18 protein-coding genes are annotated in these 24361 nt (G+C 41.0%); 9 read left to right on the forward strand and 9 right to left on the reverse strand.

The annotated features are described in order from the left end of the window. Positions 1–361: 361 nt before the first annotated feature. On the reverse strand, positions 362–5791 hold the full coding sequence (locus tag IQ244_RS12945; RefSeq protein ID WP_193894564.1) for an ATP-binding sensor histidine kinase: 5430 nt from the start codon (positions 5789–5791) through the stop codon (positions 362–364). Positions 5792–6419: 628 nt separating this feature from the next. Here IQ244_RS12945 and IQ244_RS12950 point away from each other — a divergent pair. The 6 genes from IQ244_RS12950 to IQ244_RS12975 all read left to right on the forward strand — a co-directional run bounded on the left by IQ244_RS12950 (position 6420) and on the right by IQ244_RS12975 (position 13477). After that, positions 6420–7604, forward strand: coding sequence for an NAD(P)H-quinone oxidoreductase subunit H (locus tag IQ244_RS12950; protein WP_193894566.1), 1185 nt, complete (start codon positions 6420–6422; stop codon positions 7602–7604). 158 nt (positions 7605–7762) lie between these two features. Continuing rightward, positions 7763–8008: a hypothetical protein gene (locus IQ244_RS12955; protein WP_193894568.1), complete on the forward strand. Its 246-nt coding sequence runs from the start codon at positions 7763–7765 to the stop codon at positions 8006–8008. A 457-nt stretch (positions 8009–8465) separates the two neighbouring features. Next, positions 8466–9767: a cytochrome P450 gene (locus IQ244_RS12960; protein ID WP_193894570.1), complete on the forward strand. Its 1302-nt coding sequence runs from the start codon at positions 8466–8468 to the stop codon at positions 9765–9767. Beyond that, the gene (locus tag IQ244_RS12965) at positions 9745–10065 is read left to right on the forward strand and encodes a hypothetical protein (RefSeq protein ID WP_228058897.1); all 321 of its coding nucleotides are present in this window, start codon (positions 9745–9747) and stop codon (positions 10063–10065) included. The genes IQ244_RS12960 and IQ244_RS12965 overlap by 23 nt, the downstream gene beginning before the upstream one ends. A 75-nt stretch (positions 10066–10140) precedes the next feature. Then, positions 10141–12495 carry an arylsulfatase gene (locus tag IQ244_RS12970; RefSeq protein WP_193894572.1) on the forward strand — a complete coding sequence of 785 codons (2355 nt, stop codon included), beginning with the start codon at positions 10141–10143 and terminating at the stop codon, positions 12493–12495. Positions 12496–12616: 121 nt separating this feature from the next. After that, a complete protein-coding gene (locus IQ244_RS12975) occupies positions 12617–13477 on the forward strand; it encodes a bile acid:sodium symporter family protein (RefSeq protein WP_193894574.1) in 861 nt (286 codons plus the stop codon). Positions 13478–13678: 201 nt separating this feature from the next. Here IQ244_RS12975 and IQ244_RS12980 read toward each other — a convergent pair whose 3' ends face one another. From IQ244_RS12980 to tyrS, 3 genes are read right to left on the reverse strand one after another with little or no spacing between them, the layout of a single operon-like run. Beyond that, positions 13679–14305: a hypothetical protein gene (locus IQ244_RS12980; RefSeq protein WP_193894576.1), complete on the reverse strand. Its 627-nt coding sequence runs from the start codon at positions 14303–14305 to the stop codon at positions 13679–13681. Between the two features lie 31 nt (positions 14306–14336). Continuing rightward, positions 14337–15047: an orotidine-5'-phosphate decarboxylase gene (gene pyrF, locus IQ244_RS12985; protein WP_193894578.1), complete on the reverse strand. Its 711-nt coding sequence runs from the start codon at positions 15045–15047 to the stop codon at positions 14337–14339. A gap of 27 nt (positions 15048–15074) precedes the next feature. Next, positions 15075–16271 carry a tyrosine--tRNA ligase gene (gene tyrS, locus IQ244_RS12990; protein WP_193894615.1) on the reverse strand — a complete coding sequence of 399 codons (1197 nt, stop codon included), beginning with the start codon at positions 16269–16271 and terminating at the stop codon, positions 15075–15077. A 174-nt stretch (positions 16272–16445) separates the two neighbouring features. Here tyrS and IQ244_RS12995 point away from each other — a divergent pair, with 174 nt between their 5' ends. Further along, positions 16446–18368 carry a transglycosylase domain-containing protein gene (locus IQ244_RS12995; RefSeq protein ID WP_193894580.1) on the forward strand — a complete coding sequence of 641 codons (1923 nt, stop codon included), beginning with the start codon at positions 16446–16448 and terminating at the stop codon, positions 18366–18368. A gap of 124 nt (positions 18369–18492) precedes the next feature. On the opposite strand, the gene IQ244_RS13000 is transcribed toward IQ244_RS12995, so the two are convergent. Continuing rightward, positions 18493–18816 carry a DUF1825 family protein gene (locus IQ244_RS13000; protein WP_015114693.1) on the reverse strand — a complete coding sequence of 108 codons (324 nt, stop codon included), beginning with the start codon at positions 18814–18816 and terminating at the stop codon, positions 18493–18495. Between the two features lie 231 nt (positions 18817–19047). Here IQ244_RS13000 and IQ244_RS13005 point away from each other — a divergent pair, with 231 nt between their 5' ends. After that, entirely contained in the window at positions 19048–19662 is a 615-nt protein-coding gene (locus tag IQ244_RS13005) for a pyridoxamine 5'-phosphate oxidase family protein (RefSeq protein WP_193894582.1), read from the forward strand. Between the two features lie 81 nt (positions 19663–19743). On the opposite strand, the gene IQ244_RS13010 is transcribed toward IQ244_RS13005, so the two are convergent. Next, a complete protein-coding gene (locus IQ244_RS13010; protein ID WP_193894584.1) occupies positions 19744–20592 on the reverse strand; it encodes a neutral zinc metallopeptidase in 849 nt (282 codons plus the stop codon). Between the two features lie 214 nt (positions 20593–20806). Here IQ244_RS13010 and IQ244_RS13015 point away from each other — a divergent pair, with 214 nt between their 5' ends. Then, the gene (locus IQ244_RS13015; RefSeq protein WP_193894586.1) at positions 20807–21331 is read left to right on the forward strand and encodes a DUF937 domain-containing protein; all 525 of its coding nucleotides are present in this window, start codon (positions 20807–20809) and stop codon (positions 21329–21331) included. 95 nt (positions 21332–21426) lie between these two features. Here IQ244_RS13015 and IQ244_RS13020 read toward each other — a convergent pair whose 3' ends face one another. The 3 genes from IQ244_RS13020 to IQ244_RS13030 form a co-directional block, all read right to left on the reverse strand. After that, the gene (locus IQ244_RS13020; protein ID WP_193894588.1) at positions 21427–21687 is read right to left on the reverse strand and encodes a MoaD/ThiS family protein; all 261 of its coding nucleotides are present in this window, start codon (positions 21685–21687) and stop codon (positions 21427–21429) included. A 204-nt stretch (positions 21688–21891) separates the two neighbouring features. Continuing rightward, positions 21892–22188: a hypothetical protein gene (locus IQ244_RS13025; RefSeq protein WP_193894617.1), complete on the reverse strand. Its 297-nt coding sequence runs from the start codon at positions 22186–22188 to the stop codon at positions 21892–21894. Positions 22189–22227: 39 nt separating this feature from the next. Then, positions 22228–24306: a TonB-dependent receptor plug domain-containing protein gene (locus IQ244_RS13030; protein WP_228058898.1), complete on the reverse strand. Its 2079-nt coding sequence runs from the start codon at positions 24304–24306 to the stop codon at positions 22228–22230. Positions 24307–24361 lie beyond the last annotated feature (55 nt).

The following is a 24361-nucleotide window of genomic DNA, read 5'->3' on the forward strand; positions in this document are numbered from 1 at the left end:
TAAGTTTATTTCTGGAATTTCACTATCATTTTTTAATGCAAACAGGTGATCGTCTAACTAATTGAAATCACAATTAGCTAAAACTTGTTTATTTCACCAGTGAAAACTTATCCCTCAAGATGTATTTAATAACTTTTGGGCATATAAATATTCATAACAGTTTATACATGGGATGTAACTGAGGATTTTAACTAATTCATCGTGATAAAAATAGTGTCAAACAGATTTTAAATTATTAAATAATAGTCAGTAAAACCACTTCTATTCGATAAAAAATTCATAAACCAAATATGAAAAAAATAATACCCGTCTTCTTGAGGAGGACGGGTATCTAAATTGAAGTGTTATCAATAGTTAATTCTCAACCAGAGATAGGAATAGAAATTATAAATTCTGTGCCTGCTCCTAAAACCGACTCACAATTTAAACTCCCACTATGATTATCGACAATAATTTGCCGACTAATAGATAAACCTAACCCTGTGCCTTTACCGACAGTTTTAGTAGTAAATAAATGATCGAAAATACATGCTTTAACTTCTTCTGGCATACCTTGTGCATTATCTTTAATTTTAATTACTACGTGTTGATGAACATGATCCACTTCTGTTTTAATAGTAATTATGTTAGTAATATCTGCTGAATTGTCAGCCATTTTCTGGGCAGAATAAGCTTCTTCTAAAGCATCAATGGCATTAGCCAAGATATTCATGAACACCTGATTAAGCTGGCCAAGGTAACATTCTACTGAGGGAATATTGCCATACTCTTTAACGACTTTAACACCAGGATGATCATAGTTAGCTTTTAAGCGATGTTGTAAAATCATCAATGTACTATCAATACCATCATGGATATTCGCTGATACTTTAGATTTAGTATCGGCGCGTGAAAAGGTACGCAGTGAAGTACTGATTTCCCGAATACGTTTTGTACCTGTTTTCATCCCATCAATCATTTTGGGTAATTCATCCAACAGAATATCTATATCTATTTCTTCAGCTTTATCTGCAATTTCATCTCCAGGGGTAGGAAATGTTGCCTGATAAAGTTGTAGATATTCAATTAGATCATTAACAGCATCTTTGGCTAAGTCAAGATTCCCGGAAATAAAGCCCAGTGGATTGTTAATTTCATGTGCTACCCCAGCAACTAAATTACCTAAAGACGACATCTTTTCACTTTGGATAATTTGTAATTGTGCTGTCTGTAAGTCTTGTAGAGATTGTGATAATTGTCTAGATTTATCTTGTTCGTTGGCATATAATCCAGCATTTTCAATGGCGATCGCCATTTGAGAAATCAAGACTTTTAATACTTGCACTCTTTCGGGAAGAAATGCCCCAGTTGACAGTTGATTTTCTAAATAAATAATTCCCGTGAGTTTTGATTGATAGATAATTGGCAAACAAAGCAATGATTTTGATTGCGATGCTTGGATGTACTTATCGAAGTTAAAAGGTTCAGTCGCGATCGCATCATTTAAGATCAGATTTTCCTGAGTGCGGAAAACATAGTTAATCACCGACACAGGTAAATCTTGATAACTCTCAATAGGCATTGAGTGTAAAACTGTGGCTATATCATCTACAGCATTACCCGCAGCTTCGATATATAGCTGATTTTCTTTGACTAAAAGTAATACAGCTTTTTGGGCAGCAGCATTTTCTAGTAAAATTTTGATTAACTTACCCAACAAATTTTCTAAAACAATTTCATTGGTAATTGCTTGAGAAACTTTAACAAAAGTATTTAAGTCCAAGAAATCACTTAAACCACTACTGGTAGTAGTGGTAGTTGTCATGTGAGTGACATCTGGTTTGAGAGGAAAAGTTTCGGTAGTCGTAGTTTGTTTGACGAGAAAAGGATATTTTACTTCTAAGTGTTTAACTTTAGCGATCGCACCCCAACGAATGCAGGCATAATAAGCTTTAGTGATATAAGCTTGCTGAATTAATTCTTTCCCTAGAGACTGATAAAATTCTCCTGCTAACTGGTATGCTAAAGCTTCATCTAACAGATAACCATTGGCTTGTGCTTTTTGAATAGCCAGGTCATAGTAATCCATCGCTTCTAGGTGGCGCTGTAAAACTCTAGATATTTCTGCTTCCACCAAATAAAATTTATGCAGGTGATTCATGGGTGCATGAGTCGCCCATAGTTCCATTTTTTGCTGATTACTGCGGACTTTCTCTAAAATTTCCGCCTGGGTTGGTTCTAAAGCTGTCTGATAATTTGCCAGTTGGGCTAAAGAATCATAAAAATAAAATAAGGTAACTACAAATAACCCTGTAACACCGCCCAAAGATTTTTCCGCCATTGCTGCATATTCTACAGCTTGCTGATGTTCTCCAAATATATAAGCCAGCATCAGCTTATTAATAAATAGGTGGTTCATCGTGTACAAGTCATTCACCTGCTGATGCACTGGTAACATTACTCGTTCATCGTAAGCTTCACCCATTAAGCAGCAAACATTCTCTGGACTGCCTTTCAAATTTAATACTGTTTGCAAATATATTGAATTCCAAGTAAAGGCGACTTGTTGCTGAATTTTTTTCAGTGATTCACAATAAGCAGCCAGTTCTTTTTCTAAAATCCAGAGTTCTTTACCCAACCAAAATGAATGATAAGGATAGATATATCCACAATACCCAGCATATTCTAAATCCCCTGTTTCTAAACCACTAGCATATCCTTGTTTAGCTGTAATGAATGTCTCTTGAAGGTGGTCTTGCCAGTGCATCACATGGGCGCTAACAACTGTGAGAATTTTTGCTTTTAATTCTGAAGAATTAAATTGCGAGACTAAATTTAATGCCAGTTTACCAAATCCATAGCCAATATCAATTTTTCCTTGGACTCCGCAAAGCAGTAATCCATATAAACTGTAACCGTAGGCAGAAACAGATGTATTGCCATATTTTAAAGATAAAATCACCATTTCATAGGCAATCAGAGGCATTAACTCAGGCGCAGTTTGGAAAGCAGCGGGGAGAACACCCATGAGGATTCTCATGGCTGCTATTTTTTGCGGATCGGTCATTAATGGTAAGTTAATTAAATCTGCGATCGCTCTCCCTTGTAAATTAGCTGTAATCTCCTCTATCCTTTGTTCATACTCAACTGCTGTTGGTTGATCGGGAATTTTAATTCCTAGTAATTGTAGAACTGATAATGCTGTTTGAATTGCTCTGAGTTGTTGGCGTTGGATAATCGAGGCAATAATTTGCACTTCATATACTTTCACTTTATCTAGTAAAGTTTGCGCCTCTAGCAGCACTACATCCGCCCATTGCTGCATCTGGACAAAATTTCCCCCCAGATAAGCGACTTCCGCACCGCCTTCATATAAACCTATCGCCAAATTATATTCAGTTTGCCAAGCATCTACGCTTAAAAGTTCTATGCCTATTTTGTAATACTTCAAAGCTGCTTCATAAGCTGTCGATGCTTTTGCCTTACATCCAGCAATTAAATTTAAGTTTGCTAATTCAGTCTTTTGCCATTGCTCAATTAATGAATTAATCCCTACATTTAACTGGTTAACTATATCAAAAATATTAGCTTCTATTTCTTCTTTTGGTGTGTTTTGGACAAGCAACTGTCCTATTTTTAAATGAGTAGCTTGCTTTTGCGATTCAGGAATTAATGAATAGGCAGCTTGTTGTACTCTATCGTGTAAAAATTTATAACTAATTTTGGCAGTCTCAAATTTTAACTTTACTGCTTCTTCTTGATTAAATACTAAAGGAATACGGTAACTTTCGTTTAAAGGTAAAATTAACCCAGCTTGCAAAGCTGGGTATAATTCATTAGCTGTAACTGATGGCGATTTTTCATTGATAATTGTTAGCACATCTAGACTAAATCTATCACCTACACAAGCTGCTAATTTTAAAACTTCTTGAGTAACGTGCGGCAGTTTCTCTAGACGACTAGCAACTAGTTCTACGACATTTTTATCAGTGATGCCAATTGCTTGAATCTTTTCTAAATTCCACTGCCATTGTTTACTATTAAAATCAAAAACTAACAGATAGTCTTGATAAAGTACTTGCAGTAATTGAGTCAAGAAAAAAGGATTACCACCTGTTTTATTGAAAATCAATTCTGCTAATTGACTAATTTGCTGTTCAAAATCTGTAGACGTTATATCTGTCTCTTTAATATAGCGGCTTGCTTGTAAAGTTTCAGCAATCAGTTGCTTAACATGATTTAAATCTAAAGGTTGTAAGACAAGATTATTGACAATTGTGCCAGCAATCTGAATTTCTTCGATTGTTTGGATTAAAGGATGTGTGGGGCTGACTTCATTATCTCTATATGCCCCAATGAATAATAAATATTGGCTTTTAGTATTGGTAGTGAGCAGTTTAATTAAGTTTAAAGTAGCAGAATCCGCCCATTGTAAATCATCTAAAAAGATAACTAATGGATGTTCTTTTTGCGTAAAAACTTGAATGAAATCTTCAAAAACACGATGAAAGCGATTTTGTGACTCTGTTGCTCCTAGCTCTGGAACTTCTGGTTGTTTACCAATAATTAATTCAATTTCGGGAATAACGTCAGTAATAACTTTTCCGTTACTACCTAATGCTGTTAATATTTTTGTTTTCCAGATTGCTATTTTATCTTGATTTTCAGTTAACAAACAGCGCACTAAATAGGTAAAAGCTTGAATTAATGAAGCGTAGGGAATATTCCGCTTTAGTTGGTCAAATTTCCCGGAAATAAAGTAACCTTGGCTCTGGGTAATTGGTTTATTGACTTCATTAACTAATGCAGATTTGCCAATACCAGAATATCCAGAAACTAGCATAATTTCACTAGTCCCAGAATTAACTCGTTTAAACGCAGCTAAAAGCTCATTGACTTGTGCTTCTCGTCCATATAACTTTTGCGGAATTAATAACTGACTTAAAATATCTAAACGACCTGGAATAAAGTTAGCAATCTCTCCTGTAGTTTCTAACTCCTCAAGACAGGTTTCTAAATCAACTAATAATCCTGTTGCACTTTGATACCGATCTTCAGCATTTTTGGACATCAGTTTCATGACAATTTCTGAAACTGCGTTAGGAATTTCGGGATTTAAAGACTGAGGATTTATTGCTGGAACTGCAATATGTCGGTAAACAACTTCTAGGGGATCTGAGCTAAAAAATGGTATTTGCTGAGTGAGCATTTCATATAAAGTTACACCCAGGGAATAAAAATCGCTCCGATAGTCAAGAATACGATTCATTCTCCCTGTTTGCTCAGGGGACATATAAGCTAGTGTCCCTTCAACACAGTTAGGATTAGTAAATTGGGGAGTTTCTTTATTTAAGCGAGAAGCTATACCAAAGTCAGCAAGTTTAACCAGATTTAGTTGAGAGTTAATAATGATATTACTTGGTTTAATATCTTTATGAATAATTTGATGTTGATGAAGATATTCTAAAGCTTTAGTTAATTGAATAGCAATTTTTAAAGTTTGGATTAAGTCAAGTTTTTGTGTATGGAGGATTTGGGCTAAAGACTGTCCACCAAAGTCTTCTAATAATAGTCCTACACGATGATCAAATTTTTCTAAACAGATGGACTTAATAATATAAGGAGAATCTAAAGTTTGCTGAATTAAATGTTCATTCTTCAGGCGAGTAAAAGCTTCCAGGGTGGGATATTCGTTTTTCAGCAACTTGAGAATAACTTGTTGCTTTGTTTCTGGTATTTGGGTGCGATAGATAATCGTTTGAATTCCTTCATGGAGAGTAGATGTGATTGGATATTCTGTAAGATTTGCCATTGCTGTTTAATTTGAGGGTGACAAAATTGAAAATAAAATCTTCGCAAGTTATGAAAGATATACTCATTTAATTATTCCCATTGCTCCAGCAATTATCACAATCATGTATCTGATTAATGCTTCATATCAGTTTTTTGAGGCCAAAAATGTAGTTAAAACTGATAGAAATATACAAAGGCATATTTCAAACACAACACTTTGAATCATGGGGAATTAATTAAATTCAGTCAATTACCAAGCTCTTTGACAAGATGACCCATACGCTTATTCTAAGTACAGTGCTGCTTTAAAAACTACTGTGCTTGTACTTAAAATAGATGAAGGTTTGCGATCGCACTTGAGGAGAAAAATTTCGATTCACTAAAAGGGAGTTGAAAAAATTCCGATGCCGCAATTTCCGGCATCTCAAGCTCCATATAATAGTTGAAGAAGTGAAACAAAAAGAAACATCCTAAAATCCCTCTGCTGCCACCTCTTCTCCAACAGACTTCTGTATTGGCAATAGATGTAGGGTTTACCCTCAAGATGTTGCCCCTACAAACTTGATTTTGGCAGACGCGATTTTATCGGTCTGGTTGGCATCTACGCGGTTCCATTCAATTTTTGATCATGGGAGAACACGGAATTTATGGCAAGACTAGAAACCCGTACTGAACCAATGGTGCTGAATATGGGGCCACACCACCCCTCAATGCACGGGGTTCTGAGGCTAATTGTCACATTGGATGGCGAGGATGTCATTGATTGTGAACCGGTAATCGGCTACCTACATCGAGGTATGGAAAAAATTGCCGAGAACCGCACCACAGTCATGTATGTCCCCTACGTTAGCCGATGGGACTATGCAGCGGGAATGTTTAACGAAGCTGTCACAGTTAACGCCCCAGAAAAATTAGCTGGGATTGCTGTGCCTAAACGCGCCAGCTACATCCGCGTCATCATGCTGGAACTAAATCGCATCGCCAACCACTTGCTGTGGTTCGGCCCGTTCCTCGCTGATGTTGGCGCACAAACTCCCTTCTTCTACCAGTTCCGAGAACGGGAGATGATTTACGATTTGTGGGAAGCGGCTACAGGCTACCGTATGGTAAATAACAACTACTTCCGCGTTGGCGGTGTGGCTGCTGATTTGCCTTATGGTTGGGTAGATAAGTGTCTGGAATTTTGTGACTACTTTTTACCTGTAATTGATGAATACGAAAAGTTAGTTACCAATAACCCCATCTTCCGCCGTCGTGTTGAGGGTCTTGGCACAATTACCCGCGAAGAAGCAATTAACTGGGGGCTATCTGGCCCTATGCTACGTGCTTCTGGCGTAAAGTGGGATTTACGCAAAGTTGACCATTACGAGTGCTATGACGATTTTGACTGGGACGTTCAGTGGGAAACGACTGGTGATTGTTTAGCTCGTTACATGGTGCGGATGCGAGAAATGCGCGAATCCGTGAAGATTGTCAAGCAAGCCATCAAAGGATTACCTGGCGGCCCCTACGAAAATCTAGAAGCTAAACGCCTAGCTGCGGGTAAAAAATCTGAATGGGATGCTTTTGATTACCAGTTTATTGGTAAGAAAGTTGCTCCCACTTTCAAAATGCCTAAAGGCGAAATTTACGCCCGTGTCGAAAGCGGTAAAGGTGAACTAGGCATTTATCTAGTTGGTGATGATAATGTCTTTCCTTGGCGCTGGAAAATTCGCCCCGCAGATTTCAACAACCTGCAAATTCTGCCTCATTTATTACGGGGTATGAAAGTTGCCGATGTTGTGGTGATTCTCGGTAGTATTGACGTAATCATGGGATCTGTAGACAGATAAGCGATGATTCTTTTTGGGTAGGCATCCTGCCTGCCCGAAAATACAAAGTAGTTGCAACATAAGCGACTCCAGACACAATAAATGCGATCGCAAAAACAATAAATGCGAAAGCAAAATCTATTTATGCGACTTCATTTATCAAAAATACGATCGCAATTATGGTGATTGCCTCTCTAGCAATTGGACAGGCTTTAGGCAGACTCGATGATGATACGCGTTCTAGCTTGCCGATTTTCTATATTGCTCGCAATTTTGGTTTAGCTTTGTTTATCGCTATTTTGAATCATATACAACAGCAAGTGATATTAACGCTGGTGGTTTATGTAATTTTGGGAGATTTTGCAGGTGTTCTTTATTCAATCTGGAATAAACGCAGATTAGCCGGATTATCCCAGGAAAACTAATCCGTTATGAGTCAGCCACCCGTCAATCTAGAAAATTTTCTTTTGCATCGTTTATACACCAGCCTTGTGTCACAAAACAATAAGTCGTACATCGAGTAAAGACTACTATAAAAAATTTCTGCCCAAATCATCCCACAAGTAGAAATTGTATAGCAAATATATCTTTTGTTCGGCAGAGATAAATTATTTATCAAACTTTTACTCTGGGGGGATCACCAACTCTAAATTTAGGAGAAAACCATTCATAGTTTCGTTGAAAGACTTTTGGGCATGGAAAAAATTCAAAATGCCTAAATAAATTACAGCGTTACTGTTAGCGCAGCTTGGTGTTAGCCATATTATGGGATGATTTCGCCCAATTTTAAACGTATTTCCAATGGTTTCAACAACCAATTCATCCCATACTTATGCAACCCTATAAATCCTACTCCGCAAACCTCGTCATCTCCTACTATTTATGCATACACCTATTACCCTATTAATTCCCCCAGAGCATTTAGGATTGAATGGAGAAAATAATCAAAGTGTTTTGGCAAAACCGCAATCAGTCGCAACTTATGACTTATTTGCACCGGAAGTAATTGCTAATCCTTATCCACTGTACAAACGTATCCGCGAAGAAAATCCGGTTTACTATGAAGCATCCTTGGGCTACTGGATTTTAACTCGATATCAAGATGTAGAAGCTGCCTTGCGAGATGAACGGCTGAGTTCTGAGCGACGGACTTTGTTTATTCAGCAATTGGGCAATCTAGATGTCAGTTTGATTCAAAACTTTTTGCAACTGACGGGTAACTCAATGATTGAAAAAGATCCACCTGATCACTCGCGGATGCGAAAACTAGCGAATCAAGGCTTTACAACCCGTGCATTAGAAAGCTGGCGGGGCATTATTCAAAAAACGACTGATACCTTATTAGATCAAGTGCAACATCAGGGTTATATGGATATTGTCTCTGACCTATCTGTACCCTTACCTAGCTTAATTATCGCCAAGATTTTTGGTGTGTCAGAAAGCGATCGCCCTAACCTAATTCAGTGGGCAACGGATACCAGTGCTTTCTGGGGCGCTCCATCTGGTAAGAACATAGAAGAATTGGCGCGGAAAGCTGATACTAGTGCTGCTCAATTCACGGCTTTCATTAACCAACTCGTAGCTGAACGCCGTCAAAATCCAGGAACAGATATGATTAGCTTGCTGACAATGGCTTACACAGAGCAAAACCTGGATTTTGCAGAATTACCTTCCCTGTGCATTCTCATTCTCAATGCTGGCCGTTCAACTACTACTGATTTAATCCCCAATGGGGTATCAGCTTTGCTCAATCATCCCCAACAGCTACAGAAACTCAAGGATAATCCCGCCCTTATCTCATCAGCGATTGAAGAAATCATCCGCTATGACAGTTCGGTATCCTTTGTATTCCGCACTGCCAAAGAAGATCTAGAAATTGGTGGTCAAAAAATTCCCGCAGGTAGTGTGATTGCGTTGGGATTAGCTGCTGCTAATCACGACCCAGCAAAATTTCCTCTACCAGACAATTTTGACATTGAGCGATCGCCTAATGAACATTTATCGTTTGGCCCTGGTATCCATTTCTGTCTAGGTGCAGTTTTGGCGCGGATGGAATTAAATATTTGCTTCTCTACTTTGCTGAAGCGGTTCCCAAATCTTCAGTTTGATTCGACAAGACCCCCCCTTCCCCGTCGTAGTACCTTAGTTTTTAAGGGATTTGATGCTTTACCTGTGCGGTTCTAATGAGTCAGCTACCCATAAACTTGGTATTCCCACCATTGTGAGTGCGATTGAAAATACTCGTCTTAGTCATCATCTTAACCCAGTCAGATTTTCGGTGATTGTGGGGTTGTCTTTCATTGGTACGGGAATGTTGGCAATGGTTTTAGGGTTGAGAGAACACCATCGGTTACTTAAACAAATCCAAAATAATCGCTATACCTACAAAACCTCTCACAGTGCGGAAATTATCGGAGTGGCTTTACTCATAATTGGCTTAGTTAGTTTTATTGGTGTGCTAATTAGAGCAATGAATTTATAAATTAACCTCTCCTAAAGAGGAGATAGAATTTCGGGGCTTTTATTAAAAATTACATATTCTCAAGAGGTCAGATTTATGTCTCTGCGTGAATACAAACCCGGAAATACTTTCCCCGGTGTCATCGGTCGGACAGTTGATAAATCCAGTCCAGCTTGGCCAGAACCGTTGCGAGCCAAAGAAGGTACACCAAACGTCCTATTTATCGTTTTCGATGATACAGGTTTTGGACAATTTGGATGTTACGGAAGTCCCATCAAAACACCCAACCTAGACACACTAGCTGCCAATGGCTTGCGCTACAACAATCTACATACGACGGCGTTGTGTTCACCCACCCGTTCTTGCCTTCTAACTGGGCGCAATCACCATTCTAACGCCATGTCCTGCATTACAGAAGGGTCTACGGGTTATCCCGGTGGTAATGGGAATATTCCCTTTGAAAATGGGTTTCTCTCAGAGATATTATTACAGAAGGGTTATAACACCTATGCGATCGGCAAATGGCATTTAACGCCCGCAGACCAGATATCTGCGGCCGGCCCCTACGATCGCTGGCCTCTCGGTCGCGGTTTTGAACGTTTTTATGGCTTTCTCGGCGGAGAAACCCACCAGTATTATCCAGATTTGGTTTATGATAACCACACCGTCAAGCCAGAAAAGACTCCCGCACAAGGCTACCATTTAACTGAAGACTTAGCAGACAAGGCCATTAGCTTTATCGCTGATGCCAAGCAGGTTGCCCCAAATAAGCCTTTTTTCATGTATTTCTGTCCTGGTGCGATGCACGCCCCTCATCATGTGCCGAAAGAATGGGCTGATGCCTACGCCGGACAGTTTGATGATGGCTGGGAAGCTTACAGGGAAAAGGTTTTTGCCCGTCAGCAGGAAATGGGGATTGCCCCCGCAGATGCCGAACTCTCCCGTCATGATCCTGATGTTCCGCACTGGGATTCCCTCTCAGCCGCAGAAAAACGGCTCTATTCCCGGATGATGGAAGTATATGCTGGCTTTTTAACCCACACTGACCACCATATCGGTCGCTTACTCGACTTCCTCAAAGCGATCGGCGAGTTCGAGAATACTGTAATTATAGTCATCTCGGACAATGGGGCAAGTTCTGAAGGGGGGCCAACTGGTTCAGTTAATGAGAACCTCTTTTTTAACAATGTGCCAGAATCCCTAGAGGAAAATCTCAAGGCACTAGATAAGCTAGGCAGTCCAGAAACTTTCAACCATTATGCTTGGGGTTGGACTTGGGCAGGTAATACGCCTTTCCGTCGTTGGAAACGGGAAACTTATCGGGGTGGAATCAGCGATCCCTTGATAGTCCATTGGAATCAAGGCATTGAGGCAAAAGGTGAAATCCGTACTCAGTACGCTCATGCTATTGACCTAGTACCGACTGTGCTGGAATTACTGGAAATTGAACCACCAACAACGATTAGGGGTGTTACTCAATCTCCCATTGAAGGTGTCAGTTTTGCCCATACTTTTAATCATAGTACCGTACCTACTAAGCACCTGACCCAATATTTCGAGATGATGGGACATCGTTCTCTTTACTATGATGGTTGGCGGGCGGTTTGTCCTTGGCCTGGCCCCTCATTTGCAGAAGCAGGTCAGTTTTTTGGTGCGGCCATTTCGGCCCAAACTCTGACGGATTTGGATACCCATCATTGGGAACTGTATCACGTCGACTCAGATTTTTCGGAAAATTATAATATTGCGGCTGATAATCGCCCTAAATTAATTGAAATGATTGCCACTTGGTACGTAGAGGCGGGTAAATACAATGTATTGCCTGTGGATGGCAGAGGCGTACAACGATTTGCAGAAGAACGTCCTCAGATTGTCGTCAATCGTAGCCGCTATACTTACTATCCTGATACTCAGGCAATCCCAGCCAATAGTGCCGTCAAGTTGCTCAATCGTTCTCACAGTATTACGGCTGATGTGGAAATTCCCACAGGTGGCGCAGAAGGGGTATTACTGGCTCACGGAGGTAATGATAGTGGCTACTCTTTCTATGTCAAAGATGGCAAACTGCACTGGGTTCATAATTATGTAGCGCGATCGCTCTATCATGTCGAGTCTGGGTCATCTGTGCCGGAAGGTCGTCACCAGTTGCGCTTTGAGTTTAAAGTCACGGGTCAACCAGATTTAGCCAAGGGGAAAGGAACGCCAGGACGCGCCGAACTTTATATCGATAGGAAATTAGTTGGGCAAGCTGATGTCCCTGTAACTACTCCCTTAGCACTAGGTCTGACCAGTGGTGTGACTTGTGGCATTGCCCCTGGTGCGCCTGTAACACCCGATTATGAACCGCCCTTCAAGTTTACGGGCAAGATTTATAGTGTGATAGTGGATGTTAGTGGAGATTTGATTCAAGATAAGGAAGCTGAAATGCGTACCATTCTGGCACGACAGTAGAGAGTCAATAACTCCACTTAGTTAAATCTGTTAGTTTGCTGGCTAATTTTTGTCCTGATTCAGTGCGATTTCGGAATCTTTTAGTGATTTTTAATTTCCCAGGATCAAGCATTTACAAGCCATGCAACATCCCTTATTACTGATTCTCGTTAAAGTCACTATTTTTTCTCTGATGTTTGCCATAGGGTGCAACCTCTCTTTTGAAAAGATGCGCTCCTTCTGGCGAAAACCTGCCTTAGTATTCCGTGCGCTTTTAGCAGTTGTTGTGCTGGTTCCTCTAGTAGTTATTCTCCTGCTGAAACTGTTTAACTTACCACCAGCAGTGATGATCGGATTGGCAATACTTGCAGCTTCTCCGGGTGCGCCTCTGACCACAAAGCGATCGCAACAGGCTGGAGGCAGCTTCCACTACTCAGCCAGTCTTCAGCTAACTCTGGCAATACTTGCAGTTTTTGTTACTCCTATTACCTTGGCAATTTTCACTACCTTATTTCCGAGTATTTCACAAAAGGTGGCAATTTTAGAAGTTGCCCGACAAGTGATTATGGTGCAGTTATTACCCGTCAGTCTCGGTATTTTGATGCAAAAGTTCGCGCCTACATTTACCCAACAGATTGCTAAACCCTTGACTTTGATTGCTAACAGTCTCTTTTTGGTGCTGATTGTTTTAGTGTGCATCTTAGGGCTGCCAATGTTTTCCAAAGTTGGTGAATTACCACTGGTAGCGATCGCAATTATGGTGATTGCCTCTCTAGGAATTGGACACGTTTTAGGCAGATTCGATGAGGATACCCGTTCTACCTTGGCGATTTTCTCTATTGCTCGTAATTTTGGTTTAGCTTTGTTTATTGCTATTTTGAATCATGTACAACAGCAGGTGATTCCGACGCTGGTGGCTTATCTAATTTTGGGAGCTTTTGTAGGTGTTCCCTACTCAATCTGGAATAAACGCAGATTAGCCGGATTACCCCAGGAAAACTAACCCGTTATGAGTCAGACACTTGTCAATCCAGAACATTTTCTTTTCCATTCAGGACTTACGCAAAATATATTTTGTCACAACGACAAATAAAAAGTCACTGTACAACCTGAGTTACTCTCCAAACAACTAACTAGTCCAGCAGAATATTCGTGTCTGCTTATCTTTTGATTACGAGTATACATTAAACCTAAAAATTTTCACTCAATTTCTTCCTGTCTCTCGCAGACTTCCCGCTTGACAATCTCGCAGCCAAGCTTTTACCCCTTGGGCAACTGTACCACTGCTACTATCTCGTGGTGGTGTGGGTGGTTGTTTGTTGATAAAAGAACCAGTTTGAGTCAACATCGTTACTAAATGCCAGCCGCTTTGATTTTTGGTCAAAAACAACCAATGAAATTCTTGTAATTCAATTGCTTTACTGTCTATATACTGACGTTCTAAGGTGGTAAAAAAAACTTGCTCAACTTTAGTGTCTGAACTTTTTTGCTCGTTAAAATCATCGCCAGCAGGATTTAAGGGTAGAGGTTGAAACTCTGGTCTACCTGCTAACAGCATATAGCTGAACACATCACTAATTCTGGCGCGACGACGAGCGCGTTGACTAGCGCGATTGGCATAGCTAGGTAAATCTTGCAGTAGTTGAGTAGTTAATGTTTCCAGACTGTTTTCTGTGCAAGCAGACTTTACACCCCTCTCGGCTGCTAGAGAGAGAGTAAGTTGTTGTGAGAATGCTGAGTTATCAATGCTGTTAATTACTAGCCAGAAGGCAGAAGTAACTGTGATGAAGGAGAAAATCTTCTTAAAAGAGTGTTGAGTGTCATTTGTCATGTTTTATTCTCCATCGCCTTCTGCCTCCAGCCTATTGCTCTAACTCATCAGAAATGCGCTTCCAGGCTAACTCAGGGTCAGCAGCAGCCGTGATGGGACGACCAATTACTAAATAGTTTGCACCAGCTTGAATAGCTTGGGAAGGAGTGAGCGATCGCTTTTGGTCTCTTTTTTCTGCCCAAGTTGGACGCACCCCCGGACAAACTAGCAAAAAGTCATCCCCACAGGTTTGCCGTAATTGTGCGACTTCTTGGGGTGAACATACTGCCCCATCTAGCCTTGATTCTTTGGCCATTAGTGCCATTTCTAAAGCAAATTCGGGCAACTCTAGGGGAATTTTTAAATCAAAAGCCAACTGCCTAGCAGAAATACTCGTCAGTAGGGTAATGGCAATTAATTTAGGTGGTTGAACACCTGCTTGGGCTGCGCCTGTTTGGGCTGCTTCTGTAGCGGCTTTGAGGGCATCTTTACCAGATGTAGCATGAATTGTTAGTAAATCTACACCATAACGAGCCGCACTGCGACACGCCCCAGCCACAGTATTGGGGATATCGTGAAACTTTAAATCCAGGAAGATGCGCTTTTGCCGAGACTTTAAGATTTCTAAAATTTTCGGCCCGTTGCTAGTAAACAACTCTAAACCAACCTTCCAAAAACTGACTGATTCGAGTTTGTCTACCAAAGCGATCGCACTTTCCAAATCCGGCACATCCAAAGCCACAATTATTTTGTCATTAGTCATAGTCCCACTCCCCCTACTCCCAATTTATTACGGTACTAGCCGCACAAACTTGTTTTTCCCCACTTGCAAAACTCGCCCGTGCAACTCACTAGCTTCTGAGAAAGTAGTATCAACATCGGTAATGCGATCGCCATCTAAGCGTACACCACCTTCTTGAATTTTCCGCCGACCTTCGCCTGTACTTTTACATAAGCCGGTGGCGTTGAGGATAAAAGCTAACTTTGCTGGGAACTGGGGTATTTCTGCCAGGGAAAATTCAGGAACAGCACCTTCTTTACCGCCACTTTTAGCTGCTTCTTTGGCTTCATTCGCTGCTTGTTCGCCGTGGTATTGTTTAACCACTTCCCAAGCTAAAAGCATCTGGCGATCGCGGGGATTTTCTGGCAATTTATCTAAAGGTAAATCTGTCAGTAATTCAAAATACTGTGCCAGCAAATTATCGGGAACCCCTTGTAACTTTTGATATTTTTGTCCTGGGTGTTCCGCCAAGCCGACATAATTCCCCAGAGACTTAGACATTTTCTGTACGCCATCTGTACCAATTAAAATCGGCAACAGCAACCCAAATTGTGGTGTTTGCCCAAAATGGCGTTGCAAATCTCTGCCCACCGCAATGTTAAACTTTTGGTCAGTTCCCCCTAGTTCTACATCTGCCTCAACGGCCACAGAATCATAGCCCTGCATTAACGGATAAAGGAACTCATGCAAGAAAATCGGATTCTCTTTTTTATAACGTTCAGCAAATCCTTCCTTGGCTAACATTTGCCCCACCGTCATCGTAGACAGCAACTCCAAAATCTTTCCTAAATCAAGCCGGGAAAGCCATTCGGAGTTATAACGCACCTCTAACCTTCCTGGTGTGTCAAAATCCAAAATAGGCCGCACTTGGTCTAAGTAAGTCTGGGCATTTTGCGCCACATCGGCTTCTGTTAGCTGGCGACGCACCTCAGATTTACCAGTAGGATCACCAATGCGAGCCGTAAAATCACCGATGATCAGGACTGCCGTATGACCAGCATCTTGAAACGCTCGCAGTTTTCGTACTGGTATGCTATGACCAAAGTGAATATCAGCACCCGTAGGATCAATTCCCAATTTGACCCTGAGAGGTCTGTTACTATTTGCTAGGCGTTTCTCTAAACTTTCAATTTCGCTATTAATATCAGTCGGTTGGGGGAATACTTCTACTATCCCACGATGTAGCCAAGAAAATTCTTGCGCCATAATAGGAGATTCGCTATTAACTACACTTTTTATTTGAGAAGTTAGGTTGGTTACATTCACTGGCAATTTGTCCGTTTTTTCATCTGCCAAACTAATATAATTGCAAAAAATTAACCACCTTGCTGCATTTAGATGAATTACAGTTAAATTTACAAGTGAGGAAGTGATATCACCGTGTCGTCTAGGACTCTTGAAAATAAGCAGCCACAACGTCGGCCTTCATCTGGTTTTGAGTTTTTGAAAGGCGTAGGTCAGATAACTGGCGGTACATTGTTATCTATAACCATGCTGACAAGCTCTATTGTAGCTGGAGGGCTAGTTGGTTTAGCAATTAGTTTCCGTAATTTGCCAGATGTCAGACAACTACGTAACTTTTTGCCTTCGGAAACGACTTATATTTATGACATTAAAGGTAAATTGCTCGCTAGTGTTCACGGGGAAGCTAACCGTGAAGTTGTGCCTTTAGATAGAATTTCGCCCAATTTAAAACGGGCGGTACTAGCTAGTGAAGATGGACATTTTTACTATCACCACGGTATTAACCCCACAGGTATTGGTCGTGCCATTGTAGTCAATGCCGTAGCAGGTGGTGTGAAGGAAGGTGGTTCTACCATCACCATGCAGTTGGTCAAAAATTTGTTTTTGTCGCAAAAACGCGCTATTACCCGGAAATTAGCCGAGGCTGTGTTGGCAATTCGGCTAGAGCAAATTTTGACCAAAGACCAAATATTAGAAATGTACCTCAACCAAGTTTATTGGGGTCATAATAATTACGGTGTACAAACAGCTGCACGCAGTTACTTTGATAAGTCAGCCGAAACCCTAACTTTGGGAGAATCGGCAATGATGGCGGGTTTAATTCAAGCGCCAGAAGAATTCAGCCCCTTTGCGAGTATGAAGCTGGCAAAACAAAAGCAAAAAGAAGTGCTGGGGCGGATGCTGGAATTGAAATGGATTACCCAGCAAGAATATGATGATGCCTTAAAACAAGAAATCAAACTAGGCAGAATTAGGTCTTTTCAAGGTAGTGCTTTACCTTACGTTTCTAACACTGTATCTCAGGAATTAGCGAAGAAGTTTGGGCGTGACGCACTACTTAAAGGTGGGATGCGAGTTCAAACTACAGTTGATGCTAAATTCCAAACTATGGCAGAAGATACTGTGAAAAAGTGGCATAAAACACTTAGTGGGCAAGGGTTATACAAGAATCAAATAGCTTTGGTAGCCATTGATCCGCGCACACATTTTATTAAGGCACTGGTGGGTGGTGTAGATCCTAAAGTCAGTGAGTTTAACCGAGCGACTCAGGCTCTACGTCAACCAGGATCTTCTTTTAAACCATTTGTTTACTATACTGCCTTTGCTACTGGTAAGTACGGGCCAGACTCAACGGTGATTGATGCGCCAGTGAGTTACCGCGATGGTGACGGTTGGTACTATCCTCGGAACTATGATGGTAGCTTTGGTGGAGCAATGACAATTCGCAAAGCTCTATCCGTCTCTCGCAACATTCCTGTAATTAAGCTGGGCAAGGCTGTAGGGATGTCAAAGGTGATCGAAACTTGTCGGACTTTAGGCATTATGAGTCCGATGGAACCTGTAACTTCATTGCCTTTAGGTGCTATCGGTGTGACACCTTTGGAAATGACTAGTGCTTATGCTACTTTTGCTAACTACGGGTGGCAATCACCACCAACAATTATTGCCCGTGTGACTGACAGTAGCGGCAATGTGTTGTTAGATAATACCCCGAAGCCCCAATTAGTGCTTGATCCTTGGGCATCAGCGGCAATTATTAATACGATGCAATCTGTAATTACTGAAGGTACTGGTAAAAATGCTGCAATCGACCGCCCAGCGGCTGGGAAGACAGGAACAACATCTTCGGAAAAAGATATTTGGTTTGTTGGTACTGTACCCCAATTGACAACTGCTGTTTGGGTGGGTCGAGACGATAATAGACAATTAGCCAGCGGTGCTACTGGTGGTGTTATGGTAGCTCCCATCTGGAAGGACTTCATGACCAAAGCACTTAAAGGTGTACCAGTGGAAAATTTCAAACCACCTTCTCAGTTTCCTCGCCCTAAATCAAATTAAAGGAATTTTTCTAAAACCAACCACAGGTATATATGGGCGCGGAGGGGAATCACACAGTCAATCTTCTTCTCTGCGCCTTGGCTTTTGTGGGAGAAAGTTTCTGATACCCAATACCTAATTTTCTTTAAGGCTGTTTTTCCAGTTCGGCTTTCATCCGTTCTAAAGTGAAGTTCATTTGATCAAACATCTGTTGCGGAGTGATGCCAAACTGACCTAACTGGGTTTTTAACTGTTCTACTGTCATTTGCGCCATAAAATCCTCTGATAGCTCGAAGCGCTTCATAAAGATGCGATATCGATCCATCATGGCTTCCATTTGGTCAATAAACAGTTTTTTGCCTTCGCGGTCAAATTTGCCATAATTGTTACCAAGTTTGATTAGGGCTTGGTAATCTTCAAAAAGCTCTTTTGCTTCTTGCTGAACTATCTCAGAATCAAAGAATCCCATGTTGCTTATGTTTAACTGAGTACTGAAACTCAGCAGCTTATAGTGATTGCTTATATTTTTATTCTAGTCTAGGGGATTCATCTAAAAAACAAACTTCGGTTGAAGTACGGTTTTTGACGTGGATTCCAACACTTGACTTTAAATGCTTTGTATTACTGCTATTGTGTTCTAATTTGATAGTCAAATTACAGTAAATAAGTTACATAACCAGATCTTTAGCAGGAAGACACAATGCCGCGAAAATTTACGGAAATTGCTTTTACACCAACAGTTAAAGCCATTCAAGAACAACAAGGTTCCCGTGAAATATATGCACGCTTTGAGCAAAGCGGCCCAGCAAACGATCGCCTTACGCCAGAGATTACCGCTTTCATTGGTGAACAAGATGGTTTTTATCTAGGAACAGTCAGTTCCAATGGCTATCCTTATATTCAGTTTCGTGGCGGTAAACCTGGCTTTTTAAAGATTTTAGATGAACAGACATTAGGCTTTGCCGACTTTAAGGGGAATTTACAATATATTACAGTTGGCAATCTGGTGGAGAACGATAAAGCTTTTATCTTTTTGATGGACTATCGACACCAGCGACGGCTAAAAATTTGGGGTAGGGCGATCGCTGTTGACAATGATGCTGCCCTTTTAGACAAGCTCCGAGTGCCTAACTATAACGCAGAAATCGAACGCGTTATTATCTTTAAAATTGAAGCCTGGAATTGGAATTGCCCACAACATATTCCTATTCACTATTCTGAGCAAGAAGTGTCCGATATAACTGCGGCCTTGCAAGCGAGAATTACTGAGTTGGAAAACCAATTACTGGCGCTGGAAAATGTCCGCAAGGAATAATCGTCAAATATCGACAATCAGCGAGTTTGACAAATCTTCCCTGTTCCCGGCTATACCGATAGATGCAAAATCAGCAAATTTCTAAGGATTCGCAGCTTTAAAAGTATTACATTGCTGTAGATCGCCGGTTTTAATCCCTTGCTTAAACCAGCGTACCCTTTGGGCTGAACTACCGTGGGTAAAACTTTCGGGAACTACATACCCTCTAGCTTGTTCCTGTAAGCGATCATCCCCAATACTACTAGCAGCATTTAAGGCTTCTTCGACATCACCAGTTTCGAGAATTTGGCGCGATCGCTCGGCGTGATTTGCCCAAACCCCGGCAAAACAATCTGCTTGGAGTTCTAGACGCACAGATAGCTGATTTGCTGCTACCTCATCGGCTTGTTGTTGTCGCGATCGCACTTGATCAGAAATCCCCAGCAAATTCTGGACATGATGCCCAACTTCATGGGCAACAACGTACGCTTGAGCAAAATCTCCTGGTGCTTGGTAGCGGTTCTTTAAATCACGGTAAAAACTCAAGTCAATATATACTTTTTGGTCTTGCGGACAGTAAAATGGCCCAACCGCCGAACGCGCAAAGCCACAGGCAGATTCAACCGCATCAGAATATAGAACTAACTTCGGCTCAACGTATCTTTCACCACTTTGTTGAAATATTTCACTCCAAGTGTCTTCTGTATCCGCCAGCACAACGGAGACAAAATCAGCCATTTGGTCTTGGGCTGGGGTTCGCGGTGATTCTGTGACTGGGCGATCGCTCGGTGCGTTATTCTGTTCTAAAATTACTCTGGGATCACCACCCAAAAGTGCTACAACCAGCGATAGTAGCAGTGCGCCAATACCACCACCAACTAAGGGAACCGAAACACCCCTTCCTCGCTGATCTTCAACATTTGTACTCCGACGACCTAATTGCCAACGCATAATTAATACTTGCCCCAATCACCAACAAAGCCAAGTTTGCAGCAAGTAAGATAAAATCTATACCTACCTTCTGGCTTGATATTACCGATTTCAGGAGTTAAGTTCTTCTACCTGCGGTTAAACCAGCAACAAACAACTGTAATTCTTCAGACAGGTTGTGAATCCGATACAGTTCAGTTAATCTGCCAAACTATATAATCAGGAAGAAAAATTTATGGGACTATTTGATCAAATTCTCGGTGCTGTAACTAATCCCAATCAACAAGGTAGCTTGGGTCAATTGGGGGGTATTATCAACACCGTACAACAGTTGAGCGATCGCACTGGTGCAGATTCCTCGACGATCCAATCTGTTTTGGGGATTGTGGGTAATTATGTACGTTCTTCTTTGCAAGACAAGCAAGCTACAAGTGGCGAAGCCGAAGCTCAAGCTTTAGTAAATCAATATGCTGGTACTTCTCCTAATCCCCAAGCTGTGGATTCGCTATTTTCTGGGGATATGCAACAGCAGGTAGCTGAGGCGGTTTCTCAGCGCACTGGTTTAGATGCTGGGACTATTCAACAATTACTACCTTCAATAGTGCCAGTAGTTTTGAATTTCTTACAATCAGGTGCAAACGCCCAAAATTCTCAATCTGGGAGTAATTCAGTCTTGAGTAGTTTTTTGGATGCAGACGGGGATGGTGATGTAGATATTGCTGATGCTATTCGCTTGGCGAGTCGGTACCTTGGCAAATGATGGACTTGATTTAAATAGAATACATACGTTAGTGTCAAAATCAGCGTATGTATTCTGTACCAATGACTTTTACCTTTTACCTTTTACCTTTTTTACTACCCTCCACTCACAGGCGGAATAAGTACAACTTCATCACCGTTTTGTAGTAAAGTATCTGGTTCCACAAAAATCAAGTTGATGCCAAAACGAGTGATGTCGCGCCATTTAGCGAGTTCTGGACGTTCTACAATCAGGCGATCGCACACAGCTTTCACAGGTGTATCCTCATAAAATTCCAGCACCAATTCGGGAATTCCAAAGGCTTCTTGATAAGCAGCGAATAATTTTACCGTGACGGTGATTGCAGATTTAGACATACAAAAGCTTGGCATTCTAGAATTTTTCTCAATCTAGAGTTTCTCAGACCTAATAATGACACAGTAAGTTGAGAAACTGTCATTTGTATTCATTAGCACAACTTGTATATTGCTAATGTGGTTAGCCAAAATACTACCATCTATTCATCCAGAAAAAATGATGAAAATGGAAGCCAATGCGTAAATTCTGTCACATCATAAGCATTACTCCCAAGTTGACACATCTCGCAGCACATCGGGGATTTCTCCCATCTCTAAGGGAAATTCCAACAAAGTTTCTCTGTAACCTAAATACCCAGATTCCGCAAACGATAACAGCATTCGTTTGAGTGCGAACCATACTTCTGACTCATATTCCCAATCTTTATAGCGGGAAGCCCGACCTGCAATTGAACGCAGCGCCCAAAAATAAGAATTCCTCACCACCGAACCGCCTTTCTTAAACTCTGGCAAGTCTTGGTGGTGAAGAAATAATACTTGATTGTCAATTCTGGCTTTCATATCAGCCATTTTAATTGATTGAGGCGTAATATCTCATCTCTACAAACTGGAACTTAACCCCAAACGGAACGTAAACCCAGGGCTATAGGTGCGGTTAACTCGCTCGTATTGCTCACCTAGTAAGTTTTCTAAGTAAACTGTGAGTCCTAAATTGCCAGCTACAGGGATACGACCGCTAAAATCTAAGTTGAAGTAGGATGGGACAAAATCTGTAATTTGGTCTCCGGCTCGATTAAATAAGGCTCGACGCGCACCACTGTTGTATGTCATATACAAGTTGGCTTGCCAACCAGAATTTTGATACCCAACACCACCTTGCAGTAAAGAATAAGGAATCAAACCTAACTGTAAGCCTCTTTCTGTACCTGTTTTGATTTGAGCATCTGTATAGGTATAGTTGAGGAAAGTTGACCAGCCAGAATTGAGTTTGAGTTGTAAGGCTGCTTCTAAACCATTGGTATCTACTAGCCCAATATTTGCCCAGCGTCCGGCTATCACGCCCAGACGATTATCTATACTGCTGCCGAAATAAGTAAACTGTCCAGTCAAATTCTCAGCAAATTTGACATCTACTCCCGCAGTCCAACTAGAACCTGTCTCTGGGTCTAAATCAGGGTTTGGTTCCCAGCCATGCACTGTGTCATAAACATATAACTGATCTAGTCCAGGGTTGCGTTGTCCGCCAGCCCAACTTCCACGCATCGCTAGTGTTGGTGTGAGGGCATAACGTAAGCCCACGCTAGGATTGAGATAATTACCAAATTCTGTATCAAAGCTTTGTCTTAGTCCTAAATCGAGTTGAAAATTTTTGCTGATATTCCAACTGTTAACAGCAAATAAAGCTGTATTTAATAAATCTCTGTTTTCAGTTTCGTTATTAGCAATGCGATTTGGGTCGCTACTTAATACATCACCATTTAAGTTAGTATTTTTTAAATCCAAACCCCAACGTAATTTATTGCTTTGGCTTAATTGCCACTCATGATCTACTCTGGCTGATAATTGTTGTGTATCTAAAGCACCTGTACGATAAAAGTTGCCTGTCGGGCCATAAGTGCTGAAATAATCTTGGTTGTAACCAATTGTAGTAGTGAGATTAGAGCGATCGCCATTACCTAAACGAGTTTTCCAAGATAAACCAATATTCAAGCCATCATGGTCTAAACGGTCTCTTTGTAAAGGGAAACCAAAAAAGATTAAGCCTCGACGGCTACTCAGGGCGGTAACATCTAAATTCAAAGTATTTCGAGAATTTAAATCTAAACCGATGTTGCCAAAATAACTGCTTGTGGCTGTATCTGCATTAGATAAAAAACCTTGAGAATCACGGTTAGCTGCGCCTAAAGGAACACGATAACGGTTATCAGTAAAAAATCTTTCAAAGCTAAAGTTATATCTAGCCGCACCAACTGCACCACTAAAACTAGTCTGTTGATTATTTAAGCTGAATGAGCCATACTCCACACTACCAGTTAGCTTAGGTTTGCCGTAACCTTCTTTGGTGATGATATTAACAACTCCACCAAAAGCTGAGGAACCATACAAAGTAGAAGCGACACCGCTAGATAATTCTACTCGTTCTATTGATTCCACAGGAATGCTATTTAAATCAGTGGTGCCATGATAAGTGTTGACATTATTATTAATCTGTCTGCCATTAATCAAAAATACAGACTGATTAATTGAAGCTCCTCGATAATATGTACCTGTGTGAATATCTGCGCCACGACCGACATCATTAATCGCAAAACCAGGCAATCTTTTTAAAACATCTGCAACGCTAGTAGCGCCCTGTTTTTGAATTTCTTCTTTTTCAATTACATAAACAGGTGTTGAGCCAGATAAAGTATCTTGTTCGCCAATTACTTCTATAGAAATATCTGCATCTGCGGCAGGTTGTGTTTCTGCTTCTGGCTGAGTTTCTGGTTTAAATTCTATATCATTAGTCGTTTCTTGAGTTAATAATTCAGCACGAGTAATGGGTAAATCAACTTCTTTTAAGTCAGGAATATTTGCCGTTACTGGAGTTGATTCAGCACCAGCTTGCTGTTTAATTTCAGCTTCAATAGCCTCAACAGGTAAAGTTAGGAGTAAATTTGGTAAAGCAAGTAGCAGCAAACAATTATTTCTCACTTTTTGTCTCACACCCAGTAAAAACAGTCACCAAGAGGTA

Origin of the sequence: Nostoc sp. LEGE 06077, assembly GCF_015207705.1 — a bacterium.
GTDB lineage: Bacteria > Cyanobacteriota > Cyanobacteriia > Cyanobacteriales > Nostocaceae > Nostoc_B.

Bases quoted from the DNA above. Each gene is read 5' to 3' on its own strand.
- IQ244_RS12945 (WP_193894564.1), bottom strand. From the start codon at position 5,791: ATGGCAAATCTTACAGAATATCCAATCACATCTACTCTCCATGAAGGA.
- IQ244_RS12950 (WP_193894566.1), top strand. From the start codon at position 6,420: ATGGCAAGACTAGAAACCCGTACTGAACCAATGGTGCTGAATATGGGG.
- IQ244_RS12955 (WP_193894568.1), top strand. From the start codon at position 7,763: ATGGTGATTGCCTCTCTAGCAATTGGACAGGCTTTAGGCAGACTCGAT.
- IQ244_RS12960 (WP_193894570.1), top strand. From the start codon at position 8,466: ATGCATACACCTATTACCCTATTAATTCCCCCAGAGCATTTAGGATTG.
- IQ244_RS12965 (WP_228058897.1), top strand. From the start codon at position 9,745: ATGCTTTACCTGTGCGGTTCTAATGAGTCAGCTACCCATAAACTTGGT.
- IQ244_RS12970 (WP_193894572.1), top strand. From the start codon at position 10,141: ATGTCTCTGCGTGAATACAAACCCGGAAATACTTTCCCCGGTGTCATC.
- IQ244_RS12975 (WP_193894574.1), top strand. From the start codon at position 12,617: ATGCAACATCCCTTATTACTGATTCTCGTTAAAGTCACTATTTTTTCT.
- IQ244_RS12980 (WP_193894576.1), bottom strand. From the start codon at position 14,305: ATGACAAATGACACTCAACACTCTTTTAAGAAGATTTTCTCCTTCATC.
- pyrF (WP_193894578.1), bottom strand. From the start codon at position 15,047: ATGACTAATGACAAAATAATTGTGGCTTTGGATGTGCCGGATTTGGAA.
- tyrS (WP_193894615.1), bottom strand. From the start codon at position 16,271: ATGGCGCAAGAATTTTCTTGGCTACATCGTGGGATAGTAGAAGTATTC.
- IQ244_RS13000 (WP_015114693.1), bottom strand. From the start codon at position 18,816: ATGGGATTCTTTGATTCTGAGATAGTTCAGCAAGAAGCAAAAGAGCTT.
- IQ244_RS13005 (WP_193894582.1), top strand. From the start codon at position 19,048: ATGCCGCGAAAATTTACGGAAATTGCTTTTACACCAACAGTTAAAGCC.
- IQ244_RS13010 (WP_193894584.1), bottom strand. From the start codon at position 20,592: ATGCGTTGGCAATTAGGTCGTCGGAGTACAAATGTTGAAGATCAGCGA.
- IQ244_RS13015 (WP_193894586.1), top strand. From the start codon at position 20,807: ATGGGACTATTTGATCAAATTCTCGGTGCTGTAACTAATCCCAATCAA.
- IQ244_RS13020 (WP_193894588.1), bottom strand. From the start codon at position 21,687: ATGTCTAAATCTGCAATCACCGTCACGGTAAAATTATTCGCTGCTTAT.
- IQ244_RS13025 (WP_193894617.1), bottom strand. From the start codon at position 22,188: ATGAAAGCCAGAATTGACAATCAAGTATTATTTCTTCACCACCAAGAC.